Source organism: Pseudomonas moraviensis subsp. stanleyae (genome assembly GCF_036283065.1).
Taxonomy (GTDB): Bacteria; Pseudomonadota; Gammaproteobacteria; order Pseudomonadales; family Pseudomonadaceae; genus Aquipseudomonas; species Aquipseudomonas stanleyae.
In genome coordinates, this window is the sequence record NZ_JAADJI010000008.1 from 47,903 (window position 1) to 67,634 (window position 19,732).

Genomic DNA, 19,732 nt, shown 5'->3' on the forward strand with positions numbered 1-19,732 from the left:
TTAGATCATTTCCTCGCCGCCCTTGCCACCGAGCACGATCTCGCCGGCTTCGGCCATACGACGGGCGATGGTGAGGATTTCCTTCTGTGCGGTTTCCACGTCGCTGACGCGCACCGGGCCTTTGGCCTCGAGGTCGTCGCGCAACAATTCGGCGGCACGCTTGGACATGTTCTTGAAAATCTTTTCCTTGACGCCTTCGTCCGAACCCTTGAGGGCCAGCACCAGCACATCGGAAGAGACTTCGCGCAACAGCGCCTGAATGCCACGGTCGTCGACGTCGGCAAGGTTGTTGAACACGAACATGAGGTCTTCGATCTGACCGGACAGGTCTTCGTCGACTTCGCGGATCGAGTCCATGAGCTGGCCTTCGATCGAGCTGTCGAGGAAGTTCATGATATCGGCCGCACGCTTGATGCCACCCAGGGTGGTGCGCGAGGCGTTCGAGTTGCCGGAGAACTGCTTCTCGAGAATCTGGTTGAGCTCTTTCAAGGCTGCCGGTTGCACGGTGTTCAACGACGAAACGCGCAGGATGATGTCCAGACGCACTTTGTGGTCGAAGTTGCCGAGCACTTCGCCGGCCTGATCCGGGTCGAGGTACGCGACCACGATCGCCTGGATCTGCGGGTGTTCGTAACGGATGACGTCGGCTACGGCGCGCGGCTCCATCCATTTCAGGCTGTCGAGGCCACTGGTGTTGCCACCGAGCAGGATGCGGTCGATTAGGCCGTTGGCCTTGTCTTCGCCCAGGGCCTGGGTGAGCATCTTGCGCACGTAGTCGTCGGAACCGACGCCGAGACTGGTCTGATCGCCGACGATGTCGACGAACTCGCTCATCACCTGCTCGACCTGCTCACGGTGCACGTTGCCCATCTGCGCCATGGCCACGCCGACGCGCTGAACCTCTTTGGGGCCCATGTGGCGCAACACTTGTGCAGCATCGGTCGAACCGAGGGACAGCAGCAGAATCGCGGCTTTGTCGACCTTGGTCAATTTGACGGCGGCGGCTCGGTTATCACTCATCTGCGTTAATCCACTCTTTTACGACCTGAGCCACGCGACCCGGGTCTTCAGCTACCAGACTCTTGATTGCATTCAGCTGCGCGTCATAACCCTCGCTCGGGCTCGGCAACAGAATGCTCTGCGGACCACCGAGGCTCACGCGGTCGTTGGCCAGTTCGCCGTCCAGGCCGCCCATGCCACCGAGTTCCACGTCGCTGCCCAGACCGGCCAGCTCCTTGCCTTTGCCACCGCCGGTGATGTTGTTGAGCACCGGACGCAGCACACCAAACACCAGCACCAGGATAAACAGCACACCCAGCACTTGTTTGACGATGTCCCAGAACCATGGCTGGGAGTAGAACGGAATATCGGCAATCACTTCACCGCGCTCGGCGGAGAACGGCATGTTGATCACGCTGACGCTGTCACCACGGCTGGCGTCGAAACCGACGGCGTCCTGCACCAGACGCGTGAAGCGCGCCAATTCGTCGGCGCTCCACGGCGCACGGCTGGTTTCACCGTTGGCCGGATTGACCTTGACCTGGTCATCGACCACCACCGACACCGACAGGCGATTGAGACGGCCCTGTTGCTGCTTGGTGTGGCTGATCGAACGGTCGAGCTCGAAGTTCTTCGTCGATTGTTGACGCTTGTCGGCGGGGTACGGCGCGAGCATTGGCTGGCCGGTGGCCGGATCCATGATCTGCTGACCGTTGGCGTCAACCAGTGGCTGACCCGGCTGGATCATGCCGGCCGGTGCGGCGGTGCCACCGGTAGTTTGCGGCGCGGAGGCCGGCGACGGCGGCTGGTTGCTCAGGGCACCCGGCACACCTTGCGGGCCATTGCTGGCGGTGCGTTGTTCGTTGACCGACTGCTCGCTGCGCAACGCCGGTTGATCCGGGTTGAACTGCTCGGCAGTCGATTCGACGGCACTGAAATCGACGTCGGCGGAGACTTCAGCCTTGTAGCGATCGTTGCCCAGTACCGGTTGCAGAATGTTGTGCACGCGCTGGGTGAGCATGCTTTCCATGCGGCGGCTGTAATCGAACTGCTTGCCGGCCATGGTCATTTCCGAGTTCTCCGCCTGATCGGAGAGCAGGTTGCCCTTCTGATCGACGACGGTGATCTGCGATTTGCTCAACTCGGGCACGGACGTCGCGACCAGGTTGATGATCGCCACCACTTGACCCGGCTCCAGCGAACGCCCGCTGTACAGCTCGACCAGTACCGAAGCGCTCGGCTTGCGCTCGTCACGGACGAACACCGAACTCTTCGGAATCGCCAGGTGCACGCGGGCACCCTTGACGTTGTTCAGGCTGGAGATGGTCCGCGCCAGTTCGCCTTCGAGGCCGCGACGATAACGGGTCGCTTCCATGAACTGGCTGGTGCCCAGACCCTGTTCCTTGTCGAGGATTTCGAAACCAATATTGCCGTCGCTGGGAGTGACACCAGCGGCGGCGAGTTTCATCCGCGCACGGGACAGGTCGTCGGCCTTGACCAGCAAGGCGCCGGAATTGGGTTCTACGTTGTAAGGGATGTCAGCGGCGGCCAGGGTTTCCATGACCTGCTTGGCGTCCAGGCCCGCAAGGCTGCCGTACAGTGGACGGTAATCCGGCTGCTGCGACCACAGCACCACGGCAAAGCCAATCGCCACGCTCGCCGCCAGACCGACCAACAGGCCGACCTGACGCAGCACGGTCATCTGGGAAAGGTTTTCCAGAAAGGACAGGCCGAACAGCGGCGGTTTGCCGTCGATCGGGGTGGCCTTGGCCGGAACGTTATCAGCGACTGCTTCTGCCATGACTTATTTCGCCCTTAAACCGGCATCTGCATGATGTCTTGGTAAGCCTGGACCAGCTTGTTGCGCACCTGGGTCAGAGCCTGGAACGACACGCTGGCTTTTTGCGATGCGATCATCACGTCGGTCAGGTCGACACCGCTCTTGCCGATCTCGAAAGCATTGGCCAGTTGAGTCGACGCCTGTTGGGTATCGCTGACTTTATTGATCGCCTGACCGAGCATGTCGGAAAAGCTGCTGCCGGCGATTTCAGGGACGGCGGCAGTCGATTTACGCGCAGACATGGCATCCACTTTCATGGCCTGCATGTCCATCATCAACCGATTAAATTCAATACCTTGGCTCATGGTCTACTCTCTTGGGCGGCCCGCAATTTTTTGACACTCACTCGGCGGGTACACAGGTATTAGCAACAAGGGTGCCAGCTCATGGGCACCCTTCTGAGAAAAGCATCTGGACTTTTTTGCAACATCCGTCAGGTGGCGAACAGATAACCTTCGACGTCCATCCCGGCATCGCGCATTTGCGCCAGTTTGTAGCGCAGAGTGCGCGGGCTGATACCGAGTTTTTCGGCAGCTTCCTTGCGCCGGCCACGCTCGGCGCGCAGGGTGTCGATGATCATCTGAAACTCCCGGCGGCGCAGGTCATCGCCCAGGGCGCCGGAAGAATCCGCCTCGATCTCCACCTCGCGGATTACTGGCGCAGCGACCGGCAATGGCGCAAAAGTCACCGCACCGGTCAAGCAGAAATCCTGCGGCTGGATCAAACCACCCTGCTGCAGGATCAGCGCGCGCTGAATGGCGTTGTCCAGCTCCCGCACGTTGCCCGGCCACGGATACGCGGTCAGGCAGGCTTGCGCTTCGGGGGAGAGCTTCGCCGCAGCGTGCTTCATTTTATTGACGTGTTTGGCCAACAACTTTTGCGCCAGCGGCAGGATATCGGCAGTGCGCTCGCGAAGTGGACGCCAGGCCAGGGGGAAAACCGACAAGCGGTAAAACAGGTCTTCACGAAAGCGCCCCGCCGCCACTTCACCGGCCAGATCGCGGTTCGTGGTCGCAACCACTCGGATATCCAGACTGATCGGCTTTCGCGCGCCTACGCGCTCGACTTCACGCTCTTGCAAGACCCGCAACAGTTTGGCTTGCAGGCCCAACGGCATTTCGGAAATCTCGTCGAGCAGAATGGTTCCACCGTCCGCCTGTTCGAACTTGCCGGCCTGCGAAGCGATAGCGCCGGTGAATGAGCCTTTCTCATGCCCGAACAGTGTCGCTTCGAGCATGTTGTCGGGGATCGCCGCACAGTTGATCGCGATGAACGGCTGACTGGCCCGCGGCGATTGTTGGTGAATGTAGCGCGCCAACACTTCTTTACCGGTGCCGGACTCGCCGGAGATCAACACAGTCGAGTCACTGCGCGCGACCCGTGCGGCCAGTTCAAGCAACTGCGCACTGGCCGGTTCAACGGCGACGGGGCCTTCCGCTTCGCCAGCATCTATGCTGCCCAACGCATGCCGCGCCACCAGATCGAGCAATGCCTTGGGTTCGAACGGCTTGACCAGATAATCCGCCGCACCCTGGCGCATCGCATCGACCGCACGCTCGACCGCGCCGTGGGCGGTCATCAGCAGCACCGGCAATTGCGGTTGGCGCGCGCGCAGCAAGACGAGCAATTGATGGCCGTCCATGCCCGGCATATTGACGTCGCTGACCACCAGGCTGAAGGCTTGCTGTGCGACCGCCGTCAGCGCTTCTTCGGCGCTGCCGACGGCGTGGTAATCGTGGCCGGCGAGCAACAGCGTATCGGCCAGCGCTTCGCGCAACGAACGGTCATCCTCGACCAGCAACACCTTGATGCCCATGGCGATTATTCAACTCCCTGTGCAGCGGTAAACAGCGGCAGGCTGACCTGCGCGCAGGTGCCTCGCCCGACTCGCGAACGCAGGGTCAATTCTCCCTGATGGGCACGCGCCACCGCTTTGACCACGGTCAGGCCAAGGCCGGTCCCGGTAACTTTGGTAGTAAAAAAAGGCTCGCCGAGGCGCGCCAAAACTGTCGGCTCAATGCCGCTGCCGCTGTCGCTGACACACACACGCAGAGTGTTGCCTCTGGTGTAGCAATGCACTTTCAAGCGCGCCTCGCCGGCGCTGGCCTGGATGGCGTTTTCAATCAAGTTCAGCAACGCGCCGACCAGCGTGTCGCGGTTGCACAGCAGCTCACCGGCATGGCTGTCGCACTGCCAGCGAATCGGCAGATCCTGCACGTGGGTCAGCGCCGCGGCCTGCAACGCTTGCATCAAGGCATTGGGCGTTATGCGTTCGGTCAGGGGCAATTCACCACGGGCGAACACCAGCATGTCGCGCACTTGATGTTCCAGCTCATGCAGACGCTCTTTCAGGCGCCCGGCAAAGCGCTGCTGGGTTTCCACCGGCAAATGCTGCTCAGTCAAATGACTGGCGTAGAGCAAAGCGGCGGACAACGGCGTGCGAATCTGATGGGCCAGAGACGCGACCATACGCCCCAGCGAAGACAAGCGCTCGTGCCGTGCCAGTTGATCTTGAAGATGACGGGTTTCCGTCAAATCATTGAGCAGCACCAACTGCCCCGGCTCGGCGTCCAGCGAGCGGGTGGAAATCGACAGGCGTCGACCGTTTTTCAAGGAAATTTCATGACCGTCGTCTTCACGCGGAGCAAAGCAGCGTGCGATGACATGGCGCCAGAGTTCGCCTTCGAGTGGCGAGCCGAGCAAGTCGATGGCGGCCGGGTTGGCTTCGCGCACCAGGCCGTGGCCGTCGATGACGATGACGCCGCCGGGCAACAGATCAAGGAGGTTTTGCAGCCGATTGGCCAGGCGTTCTTTTTCCGCCAGCTCCTGCATGCGCTGGGCGCTGACCACCGCCAGCTCACCCTTGAGCTCGGTGACGCGGGCTTCGAGCAGGCTGTAGGAATCGGTCAGCTGGCTCGACATCTGGTTGAACAGCTGAAAGGCCTGCTCAAGTCCCTGACGACTTGCCTGCTCTACGGACGAGGGTTGCCCCACGATATTGGAGGCAGAAGAGATCTGGGCGGCTTGGGGCATTGGGCTCTCTCGCTTGGCTGACCGTCAGTGAAACGGAACGTTGCGAGGGCTATAGCAATACCCGTGCCTAAAAAAAACCGCTTATAAATGAAGCGCTTGAAAAACAGGCGTCAATCATCCGCCTGTTCATCTCCTCCAGCCCGGCTCATGCCGTACTTGCGCATCTTCTCAACAAGCGTGGTGCGACGAATACGCAGCCGTTCAGCAGCACGGGCAACAATGCCATTGGCATCGTCCAGCGCTTGCTGGATCAGGCCCTGCTCCAGACCACCGAGGTAGTCTTTGAGGTCCAGACCTTCCGGCGGCAGCAAAGCGTTGGCGCTGAAGTCCGGGGTATGGCCGTTGATCGCCACGCGCTCTTCAAGATCGCTGCGCAGGCTGTCGACCATCTGTTCGTCTTCGTCGTCGACGTAGCGGAATTTCTTCGGCAACTCGACCACGCCGATCACCCCGTACGGGTGCATGATCGCCATGCGCTCGACCAGGTTGGCCAGCTCGCGGACGTTGCCCGGCCAGCCGTGACGGCACAGCGACATGATCGCCGCGGAGTTGAAACGGATCGAACCACGCTTCTCGTGCTCCATGCGCGAGATCAGTTCGTTCATCAACAGCGGGATGTCTTCGACGCGCTCACGCAGCGGCGCCATCTCGATCGGGAACACGTTCAGGCGATAGTAGAGGTCTTCGCGGAACGAGCCGATCTCGATCATGCTTTCGAGATTCTTGTGGGTCGCAGCAATAATGCGCACATCGACGCTCTGGGTCTTGTTGCTGCCCACGCGTTCGAAGGTGCGTTCCTGCAACACGCGCAGCAGCTTGACCTGCATCGGCAGCGGCATGTCGCCGATTTCGTCGAGGAACAGCGTGCCGCCGTTGGCCAGTTCAAAGCGTCCGGCACGGCTGGTGATCGCGCCGGTGAAGGCGCCCTTCTCGTGGCCGAACAGTTCGCTTTCCAGCAACTCGGCAGGGATCGCGCCGCAGTTGACCGGCACGAACGGCGCGTCGCGGCGCTTGGAGTGGTAGTGCAGGTTGCGCGCGACCACTTCCTTGCCAGTGCCGGACTCGCCGAGGATCAGCACGCTCGCGTCGGTGTCGGCCACCTGCTGCATCATCTGACGGACGTGCTGAATCGCACGACTGGTGCCGACGAGGCTGCGGAAAAGATTGGGTTCGCGATGACGGCCGCGTTCACGGGCCTGGTCGTACATCTCGCGATACACCTGAGCGCGGTGCAGTGAATCGAGCAATTTGCTGTAGCTGGGCGGCATTTCCAGGGTCGAAAGGACGCGGCGACGCTGGTCTTCAGGCAGGTCAACGGAAGAATTATCGCCCATTAACAAAACCGGAAGGAACTCATCCCAGGTTGCGAGTGTCTTTAGCAAGCCCAAAAGCGCGCCAGGAGCATTGACGGTCCCGATCAGTACGCAAATGACCTCACGACTAGACGACAAAGAGCCGACTGCCTGCTGCCAGTCATGGCTGCCGCAGGGTAAATTTTCTTCGCCAAGAAAATTCAAAATCACCGCCAGGTCGCGGCGGCGGACGCTATCGTCATCGATCAGCAGAATTTTGGTTTCACGCCACATGCAATAGCAACTTCCCTAGTCAACTCAATGCCCGAAAAATAAGGCAAGCGAGACGCTTGCAGGACACCATGTGCCTGTAGACGCCCTAAACCTGATAATAGCCACTAGTTAAGTCAAAAAACCGTGCACAGTCAAATTTATGGCGCACATCTTTGGTTCAACTGACGGTTAATCAACCAAACAGATGGTAAACCTTTGCAGCCTTTTGCGCTTGGGTGATCTGCGACATCTCGTTGGCTATCGCCTGGCGCTCCCCCATCGCCACCTCAAGAAGCTCCTTGTAGACGAATAGCAGCTCCTCGAGGTTGTCGCGCAACGCTACTTCGTCCAGCGAAGCTTCCGCCATGACGTCTTCCATGCAGGAACGGCAAGCCAGATCCAGCTCGCCAATGGCTTCCCAGTTTCGCTCGGCCAGAGCACCGACCAACGCTTCACGGGTATCGGCAATTCGCTGCAATACAAGACTCATGGTGCTCTCCTTCAGAATTGCGGAGCCGGCACGGGCGCGATGGCGTCCCAGCCTTCTTTTACCGTTGTCAGCAGGCCGGCCACTTCATCGAGGACACGTGGATCGCTGCTGATATTTGCTTCGGCAAGGCGCTTCATCATGTAGATGTACAGGCCATCCAGATCGGCCAGTGCCTCTGCATTATTTTCGAGATCGAGACCTTCGCGCAGGCCACTGACGATGCCGATGGCCTTGCTGATCGCCGTGCATTTGCCGGGAATGTCCTTGCGCTCGATGGCACCTTTTGCCTGAGCAATACGGGCCAGGCCGCCTTCCATCAACATTTGCACCAGGCGGTGCGGGCTCGCTTCGGAAGTCTGCGCATGGGCGCCGACTTTCTGGTACTGCCGAAGGGCTAACATCGGGTTCATGTTCTACCTCATTGCCACGTTGACTCGTATAACCAGTGTATCGCCAACTGGTCCGAGAACTTTAGATCAAAAGACAAAAACCCGGCGCACGCCGATAAAGCGTAGCCGGGTTTTTGTCGTTACTGACTGTTACTTCGCTGACTGCTGAGCGTTCAGCGAGCTGAAGAACGACGTGATGTTGCTCGCCGTTGCCTTCATCTGGCCCACCAGCAAGTCCATGGCGTTGTACTTGGCGGTCAACGTCTTGGTCAGGTTGGCGACGCGCAGGTCCAGCGCAAGTTGCTGGTTGGTCAAATTGCGTGTGTTGTTAGTGAGAATGGCAAGACGTTGATCCAGCAGACCGGTGGTGACCTTGCCACCCACAGGCGCCTTGAGGTACGGATCAACCGCCTTGCTCATACGTGCCAACAGGCCGTTGGTATCGTTGGTCCCGGTAAACAACTGCTGAACCTGCCCCGTCATTCCGGGCTGGTCCATGGTCTTGTTGAAGGCGGCGGTATCGAAGGTCAGGTTACCGCTGGTGCGGTCGGTCATTACACCCAATTGCGACAGCACAGACAGTGGGCCGCCTGCACCTGGAGCCGTCAGTTCAGCACGAATATCGGCTATCAGTGTCCGCGGCAGCGAATCGCCCGTGAATGCAGCCTGCACGGTCAGCTTGCCATCTTCATCCGGCGTCGCCTTGGACAGGGTATCGATGGTTTTCTTCAGCGTGTTGTAAGCGTCGACAAACGACTGGATCGATGTCTGCAACCCTTTGGTATTGGCATCAACACTGACGACAGTAGGCGCGCCATTGGCTGGCGTGACCGAAGTGAGATTCAGGGTCAGCCCGCTGATTGCGCCGCTCACCGTATTACTCTTGCTGGTTACTGTCAGCCCGTCGATGGTCAGCTGGGCGTCTTGCGCTACGCCGTTGACAGCCCCCGAAGCGCCTGCCGCCGGACTGGTTCCCAGCGGCTGAGTGCCATCGATTTCCAGACCGGCAATGCCGCTGACGGTAAGGTCAGAACCGGCGCCGGTCTTGCTTGAGCTGATCACCAGGCGCGAGGACCCGCTGCTGTCGGTCACAATGTTCGCAGAGATTCCGTTAGCGCCTTGAGCTTTGTTGATCGCGTCACGCGTGCTCTGCAAGGTCGCGCCAGCCGGGATATCGACGTTGTAATCAGTGCCATTCTGACTGATTTTCAGGGTACCACTCGGAATGGCACTGGCGGCACCGCCGGCGAAAGAAGCACTGGCAATTTTCGAGCCCGTGGCCAGTTTGCTCACAACAACATTGTATTTGCCCGAAACTGCGGTGCTGTCGGACGTGGCGCTGAGGATATCCGCATTGCCCGAAGTCGCCGTGAAGCCAGCAAACGCAGGATTGGTTTTGCTGCTCAGGTTGGTCATCGCGGTCTGGAATGCGGTAAGCGCACTCTTCAACGACCCCACACCGGAGATTTTCAGGCTGTTGGTTTTGGTTGCAGAATCGATTTGCGTCTGCTTCGGCGATTTGTCGGCGTTGACCAGCGCGGTGACGATCGCGCCGATGTCCAGGCCGGAACCCAGTCCGGAACCCGGTAGAATTGGACTTGCCATGTGCATCTCCCTTCAGATTGTTGCCATTCTTTTGACCGTTACAGGCGTCTTGAGAACGAACAAACACTATTCATGCCATTTATCAGACTTTGGCGTCGAACAACACGTGGCTTGCGTTGGCGAGGCTGTCCGCCAGCTTGAGGGCTTCAGCGGAAGGAATCTGTCGAACGACTTCACCCGTCTCGCTCGCGATCACCTTGACGATGACTTTTCCGGAATGCTCGTCGATCGAGAACTCCAGATTACGCTTGATCGACTGGACGAACTTTTCGATCTCTTGCACCGCCAGTTTCAACTTGGCGCTGTCCGAATCCTGATCCTTGGCAGCGACCGGCGCTTCAGTCTTTTGGACTTTAGGCAGCTCTGACGGTTTGTCAGCAACCGGTGGCACTGGCTTGGGAGCCGGATAAGACACGTTAAGCTTCACGCTCATGTCCATGCCCATCACCTCTTAACGTAAAAAAGCGAGAGAGCACGACAAGCGCACTCCCCCGCTTAAACCTGTTCCGAATTACTGAAGCAGTTTCAGTACAGCGGAAGGCAGTTGGTTGGCCTGGGCCAGAACCGAAGTGGAAGCTTGCTGCAGAGTCTGCTGCTTGGTCAGGTTAGCAGTTTCTGCGGCGAAGTCGGTGTCCTGTACACGACCCTGGGCAGCGGTGGTGTTTTCAGTGATGTTCTGCAGGTTGGAGATGGTGCTGGTCAGACGGTTTTGCGAAGCACCCAGGCTGGCACGGGTTGCACCGATGTTAGCGATAGCGGCGTCGATTGCAGTGATCGCGCTGTCGATGTTGGTAGCAGCGGTAGCAGCGTCTGCACCGGTCAGTACAACAGTGCCGCTGCCAACCGACAGGCTGACGGCGTCGAACTTGGAGCTCAGTACCAGGTCGATGTGGTTAGCCGAACCGGTGTTTGCGCCAACTTGCAGGGTCACAGTACCAGCCGAACCGTCCAGCAGGTTTTTGCCGTTCAGGTTGGTCGAAGCGGAGATACGGGTGATCTCGTCGGACATCTGAGCGAATTCAGCGTTGGTAGCGGTCTGGTCAGCAGTGCCGTTGGTACCGTTACGGGCTTTAACAGCCAGTTCACGCATACGCTGCAGGATGTCGGTAGTAGCTTGCAGAGCGCCTTCAGCGGTCTGGGCAACGGAGATACCGTCGTTGGCGTTCTGGATGGCCTGGGTGTTACCGCGGATCTGCGAAGACATACGGTTGGAGATCTGCAGGCCAGCGGCGTCGTCTTTGGCGCTGTTGATTTTCAGGCCGGAAGACAGGCGCTGCATCGAAGTGGACAGAGCGTCGGAAGCGCGGTTCAGGTTTTTCTGAACGTTCAACGATGTGGTGTTGGTGTTTACTGTTAAAGCCATGACGAATTCCTCGTTGGTTGGGTACTGCGGCTTCCGGCCCTGGCAACCGCCGGGTATGGCCTAGAGAACCTTCGTAATAGTTATCGTCGGGTTTGCAGGTTGCTTGAGGGCTTTTTGAAAAAATTTTGCCATCACCACGCCACCCCCGAGAAAACAATGACTTAGCAGTACTTCAACCGCGAAAAAATGACGTCATAAAACCGCCTGTAACGCAGAGCCGCGGGCCAGCGCCATTGAGCGCTTCAGCGCCGGGCATCTTCGAGCAATTCAACCAGCTCGTATTCCATATAGTCAGCCAGACCCAACCAGTCCTGGCGTTCCTGACAATCGAGCAATTGCATGAGCACCCGCGCCCAAATCTGCTGCACGTCCACCGAGGCAGCCGCCAGACATTGCTGGGCCTGTTCGAACACATCGACCATGGTCAATGCCGCCTCGACGTCACGCCCCTGACGAAACATCGCAGCGCATTGACGGCACTGATCCTGGCACTGACTCAGCGCACTCATTGCACGAACTCCGGATTGAAAGCAGTCCCTGCGATCAGCGCACCGGCACGGCTACTGTTGAGAAATTCGACCTGTGGATGCGCGGCGATGTAGCGCTCCAGCACACACAGATAGCCGCGAAAATTGAGCTGAGTGCTGACGCGCTGACCGTGACCATCGCGCACCCAGTGCCGCGCCTGAGCGAGCGGCGGGCCCAGATCACCGTCACCCCAACCGGCGTGGGTCTTGTTCATCGGGAAGGCGAAGTCAGCGCCAAACAGTGTGATTCGACTCGTGCCCATTTTTACCGCGAGATCCACCGCCGGATGAATCACGCTGCCGCCGACGTGCAGCTCACCGCGCGGATACTGTTCTTTCAACTCGGCGTACATCGGGCTCGCCGAATAACCGCCATAGCGCCTGCCCTTCCATGCCTTCAATACCTGCGGGTCGCTCATCGGCAGGTACACCAGCGTAATGCCGTCGGAGGCCTCGAAGGGCAGATGCCGGAAACCGATGCGCTGATCGATGCTTACCACCACATCAGGCACGATGCCGTGTTCGCGCAATGGCCGATAGGCCGTATCGACGCAGATGAACAACGGCCGCTCGTCAAGCTGACGGATCGCCGCCAGGCGTCCGAAATGCTGTTCCAGCGTCGGCCCGGTGGCGATCACGTAGACCTCCCGCCCAGCGCAAGTGCCAAACAATTGCGCTACGTCAGCATCGCCGAGCAGCAGCGGCAGACATTCCTGCAAACGTTGCTGGATCTGCGGCGACTGCGGATCGAAATCGCGGTTGTTGAACGTCAGATGGACTTCATTGATCAGGCGGTCGCGGATCTTCGCATTGAAGTCGTCGGCCAGCAGCATCTCGGCCGGCAAGGCAAAGAATGGCGTGAAGAAGTCCGGGTGATCACCGGCGTAAAACAGCTCGACCCGAGGATCCTGCAGCCACTGGCGCTGATCGAGCAGTTGCAGCACCAGCGCGAACAGCGCGCCATTGAGGATGTGTACGTACAGGCGCTCGAGCCCCGCGCGCTCGAGCAGCACACTGGGCAAGTCGCCCAGGCCAGTACCATAGACATGCAGTTGCGGTTTTTCCGGCAGGCTCGTCGCCTGAATCTTCGCCTCATGCAGGCGATCATGGCGGCTGGTGAGCTGAATGCCATCGACGCTCAGCGTCGAGCCCAGCCCTTGCACGAGTTCGGCCTGCACGGACTCGCTGTCTTCAGCCATCAATCGCTCGAACAGCGCCGGCCAGCGCCGTTGCAACACCTCGGCATTGGCTTGGAAAAACTCGCTCATGGCGCCTCGCGCTCCTTCTCGGGCAAAAAAATAGCGTTCAAGGTTAACCTTGAACGCTATTTTTGTATCAGTGGTTTTTGCTCGGGCTTACGGGCGATAGATGATCGCCGAACCCCACGACAGGCCGACGCCAAAACCGCTCAGCGCAACGCGCTGCCAGTCGGAATCGAGCACGTGTTTTTCCAGCAGCAACGGAATGCTCGACGACACGGTGTTGCCGGTCTCGACCATGTCCTTGATGAATTTCTCCGGCTCGCCTTCGAAGCGTCGCGCCACGGCGTCGACAATCGCCGCGCTGCCCTGGTGAATGCAGAATGCATCGATGTCATCGGCTTTCAGCCCCGAATCGTCAAGCAGCTCATGCAAGTGCGCCGGGACCTTCAGCAGGGCGAAGTTGAAGACCTGACGGCCGTTCATGAAGAACACGCCGTTGCTGACTTTCAGGTGCGGGGCGCCGGAACCGTCGGTGCCGAACTTGGCCTTGCCCAGCGCCCAGGTCGGGTTTTCGCCCATCCACGTTGCCGTGGCAGCATCGCCGAACAGCATGGTGGTGTTGCGGTCTTGCGGGTCAACGATTTTCGAATACGGGTCAGCGGTGATCAGCAGGCCGTTCTTCAGGCCGGCGGCTTCCATGAAGCCCTTGATCGCGTAGATACCGTAGACGTAACCGGAGCAGCCCAGGGAAATGTCGAACGCTGCAACATTGGTCGGCAGGCCGAGCTTGTCCTGGACGATGGCAGCGGTATGCGGCAGGCCTTCTTCGTCACCGTTCTGGGTGACGACAATCAGCGCATCGATTGATTCACGCTTCAGTTCAGGGTTGCTGGCAAACAGCGCATTGGCAGCTTCCACGCACAGATCGGAGGTTTCCTGCTCAGCGTCTTTGCGCGGCAGGAACGCCGAACCGATCTTGCCAAGGATGAATTCTTCATCCTTCTCGAATTTTGCACCTTGTGCGTAATTGTCCACGCCGGCTACAGGAACGTAGCTCGCAATGCTTTTTATGCCAATCATTACGGCTTCCCAATAAAAAACAGCCCAAAACCACCGCTCGCAAGGATTCGAGGGGCGCCGACAAACAGAAAACGGCCGCCACGACGGGCAGCCACGGGAAGCGCAAAGGGCTATCACTGGAACCGCAAAACGGGCCAGGCGCCATCTCCCCGGTCAATACAATACAGTGAAGATGCGCGTTATGACTCGCAGGTCACGCTATTTTGCCGAATCGATGGCAGATTGGCTTATTCGATCAGCGACCAATCCAGCGGCGTCCCACGCTTGATCGCGGTGCGCGCGCGGCGTCCGAGAACGGCATCGGTGTGCTTGGGCGGCAGACCGAGGCCAGGACGGATGGCGCGCAGATTGTCCGCGGTAAAGGCTTCACCGGCGGCCATGTCAGCGGTGACATACAGCGAACGGCGATAGACCAACGACTTGCGCTCAGCCTCGGTCACGCCGTAATGCACCTGCCCCATGGCTTGCCAGGCACGCTCGGTTTCGGCGACCAGACTGGCCAGTTCCGCCGGCTCCAGGGAAAAACTCGCGTCGACGCCACCGGCCGAACGGTCGAGGGTGAAGTGCTTTTCCACCACGGTCGCTCCCAGCGCAACCGCCGCCACCGACACACCAACTCCCATCGAATGATCCGACAGCCCGACCTCGCAGCCGAACAACTCACGCAGATGCGGGATCGTGCGCACGTTGCTGTTGAGTGGCGTGGCCGGATAAGTGCTGGTGCACTTTAGCAAGACCAGATCCTTGCACCCGGCCTCGCGTGCGGCGCGCACGGTTTCATCCAGTTCAGCAATGCTGGCCATGCCGGTGGAGATGATCAGCGGTTTTCCGGTCGCCGCCACACGGCGGATCAACGGCAGATCGGTGTTTTCGAAACTGGCGATCTTGTACGCCGGCACTTCAAGGCTCTCGAGGAAGTCCACCGCGCTGTCGTCGAACGGTGTCGAGAACGCGAGCATCCCCAGCTCCTTGGCCCGAGCAAAAATCGGCGCGTGCCATTCCCACGGTGTGTGGGCTTTTTCGTAGAGGTCGTAGAGCGAAGTTCCGGCCCACAGACTGCCCGGATCCTTGATGAAGAATTCGCCTTCAGCCAAATCCAGGGTCATGGTTTCGGCGGTGTAGGTTTGCAGCTTCAAGGCGTGCGCACCAGCCTTCGCAGCAGCCTCGACGATTTGCAGGGCGACATCGAGAGACTGATTATGATTGCCACTCATCTCGGCAATGATGAACGGCGGCGCATCGGCACCGATGCTGTGGTGGCCAATCTTGAAACTAGGCATGCGGGTGATCCTTCAAAACACGGCTGAACGCGCAGGTTTCCTGGATGAACCCGGCGTCGCGGAAGACTTTCAATGAGGACTGATTGGCGGGCATGACCCGGGCATTGATGCGCGTCAATTGCGGCCAGTGTGCGCTGACAAACGCCTCGCCTCGGCTGAGCACTGCCCTGCCCCAACCCAGGCCGAAACGCCCCTCGAGCAAATAGATCGACACTTCGGCTTCAAACCCGCGCAAGTCGTAGCGCAGCACCCCGACCGGGCCGTCATCCGCCTCGGCGATCAACAGCAGCCTTTGCGGATTGCGCAGACTTGCCGTCAACCAGTTCAGATGCTGCGCCCAATCGATCACGCCGGTTTCCAGTGACCAGCGCCGCACCGGCTCGGCATTGCGCCCATCGAACAGCAACTGCGCATCGTCCAGCGTCGCCGGGCGCAGTTTGAGCACCGCGCCGGCCAGCGCTGCTGCCACGCGTGCGGCACCGCGTCCGTCGACCAGTTGCCGCGAGCGCTCGGCGAGGCTGCGGCGCAGAAAATGATTGTCCACGACAAAGCCGACCGCATCACGCAACTGCTCGACGCTGACCTGCTCGCGGGCGCCCATGAACACATGCGCGCCGGCCGCCGCCATGACTTCACCGTTGGCCTGCTGATTGTTCGCCACAGCGATACAAATGGTCGGCAAGCCCAACGCCGCACGCTCCCAACTGGTACCGCCGCCGGCGCCGATAAACAGATCGGCCTCGCTCATGCGTTGATGGAAATCGCTGACGAAACTGTGCAGGCGCCAGTTCGGTCGCGTCTCCGCCAACGCCTGCATCTGCGTCCACGCCGGGTTGTCGGCGCCAGCGACGAAATCCACCTGCAATTCAGTGAAATCAGCCAGGGCGAGCATCGCGTGATGAGTCTGCCTCGCCGCATCGAAACCGCCGAAATTCACCAGGACTCGGCGCGCTTTCGGCTTGATCTCGATGGCCGCGCAGTTGAATTCTTCACGGAGCATGGCGTAGCGCGGACCGAGCAAGGTGCGACAGCCTGGCGGCAGCAGCGGCGCGTAGTTTTCACTCAAGCCAGAGAGGTTCTGATTGAGCAGCAGATCGACGCTGTAGCGCCGCGTCGCCAGATCATCCACTGCGGCGATTCGATGTGCCCAGCGCCGGGCAGCGGTTTGCCAGTGATGATCGAGGCCGTAATGGTCGGCGATGATCCAGTCGAACGGCGCCTGCGCGTCCAGCAGCTGGCCCAGTGCATCAATGTCGAACTGCCACGGCAACATCGATTCAATGGCCTGCAGCGAGTCTTCATCACGATAGCGCTCGGGCAGCGCGAAGGTCTCGAAGCCTTCGGCATTCAAGGCTTCGAGCCGATGCCCGGGCAAACGCCGACAGGCAAACGCGACATGACTGCCCTGGCCACGCAGCACCCGCGCCAGCGTCAGGCAGCGGGCGATATGGCCGCTGCCGATGGTCGGCGAGGCGTCGGCACGGATCAGCACTCTCATTGCAGTTCTCCGCCGGCCTTGAGCGCCGCGTAAAGGTATTCGGCGCGTTGCCAGTCTTCGGGCGTGTCGATGTCCTGGACCAGATGACGCGGCAGGATCACCGGCAGGCTGGCTGGCGAAAACAGCGTCTCGCCACGCAACCACGCTTCGCTGCGGCCCCAGTAAAACTGCCCGGCATCCTGAAACGCTTCGGGCAGATCCTGCGAGCGGGTCGTGCGAAATTCGGGGTACATGGACATCAAGGCGCCCTCCTCGTCGAGGGTCAGCGCACGCTGCACGGGAAACCCGAAGCCGCACACCGAAAAGGCAAACGCCTTGTGCGGATGCTGCTTGAGCAATTCCAGCCCTTGGCGCAGATAACGTGTTTGCAATAGCGGCGCGGTGGCATACAGGCAACAGGCGTAATCGAACGTCGGCAAGTGCTGCAAGGCATGCACGATCACCGCAGCGGTGCCGGTGAACTCATCGGCCAGATCGGCCGGTCGCATGAACGGCACTTCGGCGCCGTGCGCCCGTGCAACATCGGCAATTTCCACATCGTCGGTGCTGACCACGACCGCCTCGAACAGTCCTGATTCCAGCGCCGTGCGAATCGAACGGACGATCATCGGCACGCCGTCGAACGGCCTGAGATTCTTGCGCGGGATGCGCTTGCTGCCACCACGGGCGGGGATGATCGCGACGCAGCTCACGGTGCCTTACTCCTCAAGCAGCAGCCGGCGCAGTTGCTCGACTACCTGATCCTGTTGTGCTTCGCTGAGCAAAGGGAACAGCGGCAAGCTGATCGCCTCGGCGTAATAGCGCTCGGCCTCGGGAAAATCACCTTCGGCAAAACCCAGCTCGCGATAGTACGGCTGCAAGTGCACGGGAATATAGTGCAGATTCACGCCGATTCCGGCGGCGCGCAAACCTTCGAACACCTGGCGATGACTGAGGTTGCAACGCTCGGCCTGCAAACGCACCACGTACAAGTGCCACGCCGATTCGGCCTCGGGCTGCGCACTGGGCAAGGTCAGCGGCAGGTAAGCGAGCAACTGATCGTAACGCGCTGCGAGTTCGCGGCGGCGGGCGACGAACGCGTCGAGCTTGCGCAGTTGCGACAGACCCAGCGCCGCTTGCAGATCGGTGATCCGGTAGTTGAAACCCAGCTCGATCTGTTGGTAGTACCACGGCCCGTGGCTCGGCTCGGTCATCTGTTGTGCATCGCGGGTCATGCCATGGCTGCGCAGGCGTTGCAGGCGCTCGGCCAGCGCCGGGCGGTTGGTCAGGACCATGCCGCCCTCGGCGCTGGTGATGATTTTCACCGGGTGAAAACTGAACACCGTCATCGCCGCGAATTCACCACAACCGACCGGGCGCCCGGCGTAAGTCGCGCCCACCGCGTGCGAAGCATCTTCGATCACGGTGAAGTTGTAGCGCACCGCCAGGTCGGCAATCTTGCGCAGGTCACAGCTCTGCCCGGAGAACGCGACGGCGACGAGGACTTTCGGCAGCGTGCCGTCGCGCTCGGCCTGTTCGAGCTTCGCTTCAAGGGCAAAGGCGTCGAGGTTCCAGGTCAGCGGATCGATGTCGACGAAATCAATTTCAGCGCCGCAATAACGCCCGCAATTGGCCGAGGCGAGAAAGGTGTTTGGCGAAGTCCACAAGCGATCGCCCGGCCCCAGGCCCGCCGCCAGACAGGCAATGTGCAGCGCCGCCGTGGCATTGCACACCGCCACGGCAAAATCCGCCTGACAGCGCTCGGCCATGGCCTGCTCGAAGCGCTCGATGGTCGGCCCCTGGGTCAGCCAGTCCGATTGCAGAACCTCGACCACCGCATCGATGTCCGCCTGATCGAGGCTCTGCCGACCGTAAGGGATCATACCGACAGCTTCGCGTGCAGATCGGCGATCTGCCCGACCGAAAGGAAATGCGGGTTGGTATCCGAGCGGTATTCGAAATCCTCGCCCACGGCACGGCCGCGTTCGCCAAGTTTATCGACGGCGAAATCGACGTCGACGCTGGTAAAACGAATCGACGGCTGAATCGTGTAGTGGTCGTCAAACTCCAGGGTCATCCGCGCATCGTCCAGCGGCACCATCAGCTCATGCAGCTTCTCGCCGGGACGGATGCCGACGTTCTTGTGCGGCAGATGCTCGGCCATGCCGCGCGCCAGATCGACGATGCGGATCGACGGAATCTTCGGCACGAACACTTCACCGCCGTGCATGCGCGCGAAGCTATCGAGGACGAACTGCACGCCGTGATCGAGGGTGATCCAGAACCGGGTCATGCGCTCGTCGGTGATCGGCAGCTCCTGCGCGCCGTCGGCGATCAGCTTGCTGAAGAACGGCACCACCGAGCCGCGCGAGCCCGCCACGTTGCCGTAGCGCACCACGGCGAAACGGGTCTGCTGCTCGCCGGCGATGTTGTTGGCGGCGACGAACAATTTGTCCGAGAGCAACTTGGTCGCGCCGTACAGGTTGATCGGGCTGGCCGCCTTGTCGGTAGACAGCGCGACGACTTTCTTCACGCCATTGTCGATGGCGGCGGCGATGATATTTTCCGCACCGTTGACGTTGGTGCGGATGCATTCGGTCGGGTTGTATTCCGCCGCTGGCACCTGCTTCAACGCAGCGGCATGGACGACGTAATCGATGCCGCGCATGGCCTGACGCAAGCGGTCGGCGTCACGCACGTCACCGATGAAATAACGCATGCACGGCGCGTTGAACGTCTGCTGCATTTCGTACTGCTTCAGCTCGTCGCGGGAGAACACCACCACACGCTTGGGCTGGTATTGCTCGAGCAAGCGGCGGATGAAGTTGCGCCCGAACGAGCCGGTGCCGCCAGAGATGAAAATCGATTGTCCGTTGAACATG

Annotated in this window: 19 protein-coding genes; all 19 read right to left on the reverse strand. The window is 60.2% G+C overall.

Translation table 11 applies throughout. From position 1 onward, the window contains the following. Positions 1–1,020, reverse strand: a complete 1,020-nt coding sequence (gene fliG, locus GXB78_RS15540; RefSeq protein WP_039761172.1) for a flagellar motor switch protein FliG — start codon at positions 1,018–1,020, stop codon at positions 1–3. Continuing rightward, positions 1,013–2,800 carry a flagellar basal-body MS-ring/collar protein FliF gene (gene fliF, locus GXB78_RS15545; RefSeq protein WP_329516003.1) on the reverse strand — a complete coding sequence of 596 codons (1,788 nt, stop codon included), beginning with the start codon at positions 2,798–2,800 and terminating at the stop codon, positions 1,013–1,015. Before fliF ends, fliG begins: the two co-directional genes overlap by 8 nt. Before the next feature lie 14 nt (positions 2,801–2,814). Next, on the reverse strand, positions 2,815–3,144 hold the full coding sequence (gene fliE / locus GXB78_RS15550) for a flagellar hook-basal body complex protein FliE (protein ID WP_016771081.1): 330 nt from the start codon (positions 3,142–3,144) through the stop codon (positions 2,815–2,817). A gap of 128 nt (positions 3,145–3,272) precedes the next feature. Then, entirely contained in the window at positions 3,273–4,655 is a 1,383-nt protein-coding gene (locus GXB78_RS15555) for a sigma-54-dependent transcriptional regulator (RefSeq protein WP_329516004.1), read from the reverse strand. 5 nt (positions 4,656–4,660) lie between these two features. Continuing rightward, entirely contained in the window at positions 4,661–5,872 is a 1,212-nt protein-coding gene (locus GXB78_RS15560) for a sensor histidine kinase (RefSeq protein ID WP_329516005.1), read from the reverse strand. Between the two features lie 110 nt (positions 5,873–5,982). Beyond that, on the reverse strand, positions 5,983–7,458 hold the full coding sequence (locus GXB78_RS15565) for a sigma-54 dependent transcriptional regulator (protein WP_041479014.1): 1,476 nt from the start codon (positions 7,456–7,458) through the stop codon (positions 5,983–5,985). 172 nt (positions 7,459–7,630) lie between these two features. Next, positions 7,631–7,927 carry a hypothetical protein gene (locus tag GXB78_RS15570; protein WP_016771085.1) on the reverse strand — a complete coding sequence of 99 codons (297 nt, stop codon included), beginning with the start codon at positions 7,925–7,927 and terminating at the stop codon, positions 7,631–7,633. Between the two features lie 11 nt (positions 7,928–7,938). After that, on the reverse strand, positions 7,939–8,337 hold the full coding sequence (gene fliS, locus GXB78_RS15575; RefSeq protein WP_041479013.1) for a flagellar export chaperone FliS: 399 nt from the start codon (positions 8,335–8,337) through the stop codon (positions 7,939–7,941). Between the two features lie 129 nt (positions 8,338–8,466). Continuing rightward, positions 8,467–9,921 carry a flagellar filament capping protein FliD gene (gene fliD, locus GXB78_RS15580; protein ID WP_329516007.1) on the reverse strand — a complete coding sequence of 485 codons (1,455 nt, stop codon included), beginning with the start codon at positions 9,919–9,921 and terminating at the stop codon, positions 8,467–8,469. 82 nt (positions 9,922–10,003) lie between these two features. Beyond that, positions 10,004–10,360 carry a flagellar protein FlaG gene (locus tag GXB78_RS15585; protein WP_329516008.1) on the reverse strand — a complete coding sequence of 119 codons (357 nt, stop codon included), beginning with the start codon at positions 10,358–10,360 and terminating at the stop codon, positions 10,004–10,006. 72 nt (positions 10,361–10,432) lie between these two features. Beyond that, positions 10,433–11,284, reverse strand: a complete 852-nt coding sequence (locus tag GXB78_RS15590; protein ID WP_329516009.1) for a flagellin domain-containing protein — start codon at positions 11,282–11,284, stop codon at positions 10,433–10,435. A gap of 242 nt (positions 11,285–11,526) precedes the next feature. After that, positions 11,527–11,793, reverse strand: a complete 267-nt coding sequence (locus GXB78_RS15595; protein WP_329516010.1) for a hypothetical protein — start codon at positions 11,791–11,793, stop codon at positions 11,527–11,529. Continuing rightward, positions 11,790–13,079, reverse strand: coding sequence for a motility associated factor glycosyltransferase family protein (locus GXB78_RS15600; protein ID WP_329516011.1), 1,290 nt, complete (start codon positions 13,077–13,079; stop codon positions 11,790–11,792). Before GXB78_RS15600 ends, GXB78_RS15595 begins: the two co-directional genes overlap by 4 nt. An 87-nt stretch (positions 13,080–13,166) precedes the next feature. After that, positions 13,167–14,093: a ketoacyl-ACP synthase III gene (locus GXB78_RS15605; RefSeq protein ID WP_329516012.1), complete on the reverse strand. Its 927-nt coding sequence runs from the start codon at positions 14,091–14,093 to the stop codon at positions 13,167–13,169. A 227-nt stretch (positions 14,094–14,320) separates the two neighbouring features. Next, positions 14,321–15,373 carry a pseudaminic acid synthase gene (gene pseI / locus GXB78_RS15610; RefSeq protein ID WP_329516013.1) on the reverse strand — a complete coding sequence of 351 codons (1,053 nt, stop codon included), beginning with the start codon at positions 15,371–15,373 and terminating at the stop codon, positions 14,321–14,323. Beyond that, positions 15,366–16,871, reverse strand: a complete 1,506-nt coding sequence (pseG, locus tag GXB78_RS15615; protein WP_329516014.1) for a UDP-2,4-diacetamido-2,4,6-trideoxy-beta-L-altropyranose hydrolase — start codon at positions 16,869–16,871, stop codon at positions 15,366–15,368. The genes pseI and pseG overlap by 8 nt, the downstream gene beginning before the upstream one ends. Continuing rightward, positions 16,868–17,563, reverse strand: a complete 696-nt coding sequence (gene pseF, locus GXB78_RS15620; protein WP_329516015.1) for a pseudaminic acid cytidylyltransferase — start codon at positions 17,561–17,563, stop codon at positions 16,868–16,870. The genes pseG and pseF overlap by 4 nt, the downstream gene beginning before the upstream one ends. Before the next feature lie 6 nt (positions 17,564–17,569). Next, positions 17,570–18,733 (reverse strand): UDP-4-amino-4,6-dideoxy-N-acetyl-beta-L-altrosamine transaminase, encoded by a 1,164-nt coding sequence (gene pseC, locus GXB78_RS15625; protein ID WP_329516016.1) that lies wholly within the window; start codon positions 18,731–18,733, stop codon positions 17,570–17,572. After that, positions 18,730–19,731, reverse strand: a complete 1,002-nt coding sequence (gene pseB / locus GXB78_RS15630; protein WP_329516017.1) for a UDP-N-acetylglucosamine 4,6-dehydratase (inverting) — start codon at positions 19,729–19,731, stop codon at positions 18,730–18,732. Before pseB ends, pseC begins: the two co-directional genes overlap by 4 nt. Between the last annotated feature and the right edge of the window lies 1 nt (position 19,732).

Coding starts and splice junctions, on each gene's coding strand:
- GXB78_RS15595 (WP_329516010.1), bottom strand. CDS start 11,793: ATGAGTGCGCTGAGTCAGTGCCAGGATCAGTGCCGTCAATGCGCTGCG.
- fliG (WP_039761172.1), bottom strand. CDS start 1,020: ATGAGTGATAACCGAGCCGCCGCCGTCAAATTGACCAAGGTCGACAAA.
- GXB78_RS15600 (WP_329516011.1), bottom strand. CDS start 13,079: ATGAGCGAGTTTTTCCAAGCCAATGCCGAGGTGTTGCAACGGCGCTGG.
- GXB78_RS15570 (WP_016771085.1), bottom strand. CDS start 7,927: ATGAGTCTTGTATTGCAGCGAATTGCCGATACCCGTGAAGCGTTGGTC.
- pseI (WP_329516013.1), bottom strand. CDS start 15,373: ATGCCTAGTTTCAAGATTGGCCACCACAGCATCGGTGCCGATGCGCCG.
- fliS (WP_041479013.1), bottom strand. CDS start 8,337: ATGAACCCGATGTTAGCCCTTCGGCAGTACCAGAAAGTCGGCGCCCAT.
- GXB78_RS15590 (WP_329516009.1), bottom strand. CDS start 11,284: ATGGCTTTAACAGTAAACACCAACACCACATCGTTGAACGTTCAGAAA.
- fliE (WP_016771081.1), bottom strand. CDS start 3,144: ATGAGCCAAGGTATTGAATTTAATCGGTTGATGATGGACATGCAGGCC.
- GXB78_RS15565 (WP_041479014.1), bottom strand. CDS start 7,458: ATGTGGCGTGAAACCAAAATTCTGCTGATCGATGACGATAGCGTCCGC.
- GXB78_RS15605 (WP_329516012.1), bottom strand. CDS start 14,093: ATGATTGGCATAAAAAGCATTGCGAGCTACGTTCCTGTAGCCGGCGTG.
- pseB (WP_329516017.1), bottom strand. CDS start 19,731: ATGTTCAACGGACAATCGATTTTCATCTCTGGCGGCACCGGCTCGTTC.
- pseG (WP_329516014.1), bottom strand. CDS start 16,871: ATGAGAGTGCTGATCCGTGCCGACGCCTCGCCGACCATCGGCAGCGGC.
- pseC (WP_329516016.1), bottom strand. CDS start 18,733: ATGATCCCTTACGGTCGGCAGAGCCTCGATCAGGCGGACATCGATGCG.
- GXB78_RS15560 (WP_329516005.1), bottom strand. CDS start 5,872: ATGCCCCAAGCCGCCCAGATCTCTTCTGCCTCCAATATCGTGGGGCAA.
- fliD (WP_329516007.1), bottom strand. CDS start 9,921: ATGGCAAGTCCAATTCTACCGGGTTCCGGACTGGGTTCCGGCCTGGAC.
- GXB78_RS15555 (WP_329516004.1), bottom strand. CDS start 4,655: ATGGGCATCAAGGTGTTGCTGGTCGAGGATGACCGTTCGTTGCGCGAA.
- GXB78_RS15585 (WP_329516008.1), bottom strand. CDS start 10,360: ATGGACATGAGCGTGAAGCTTAACGTGTCTTATCCGGCTCCCAAGCCA.
- fliF (WP_329516003.1), bottom strand. CDS start 2,800: ATGGCAGAAGCAGTCGCTGATAACGTTCCGGCCAAGGCCACCCCGATC.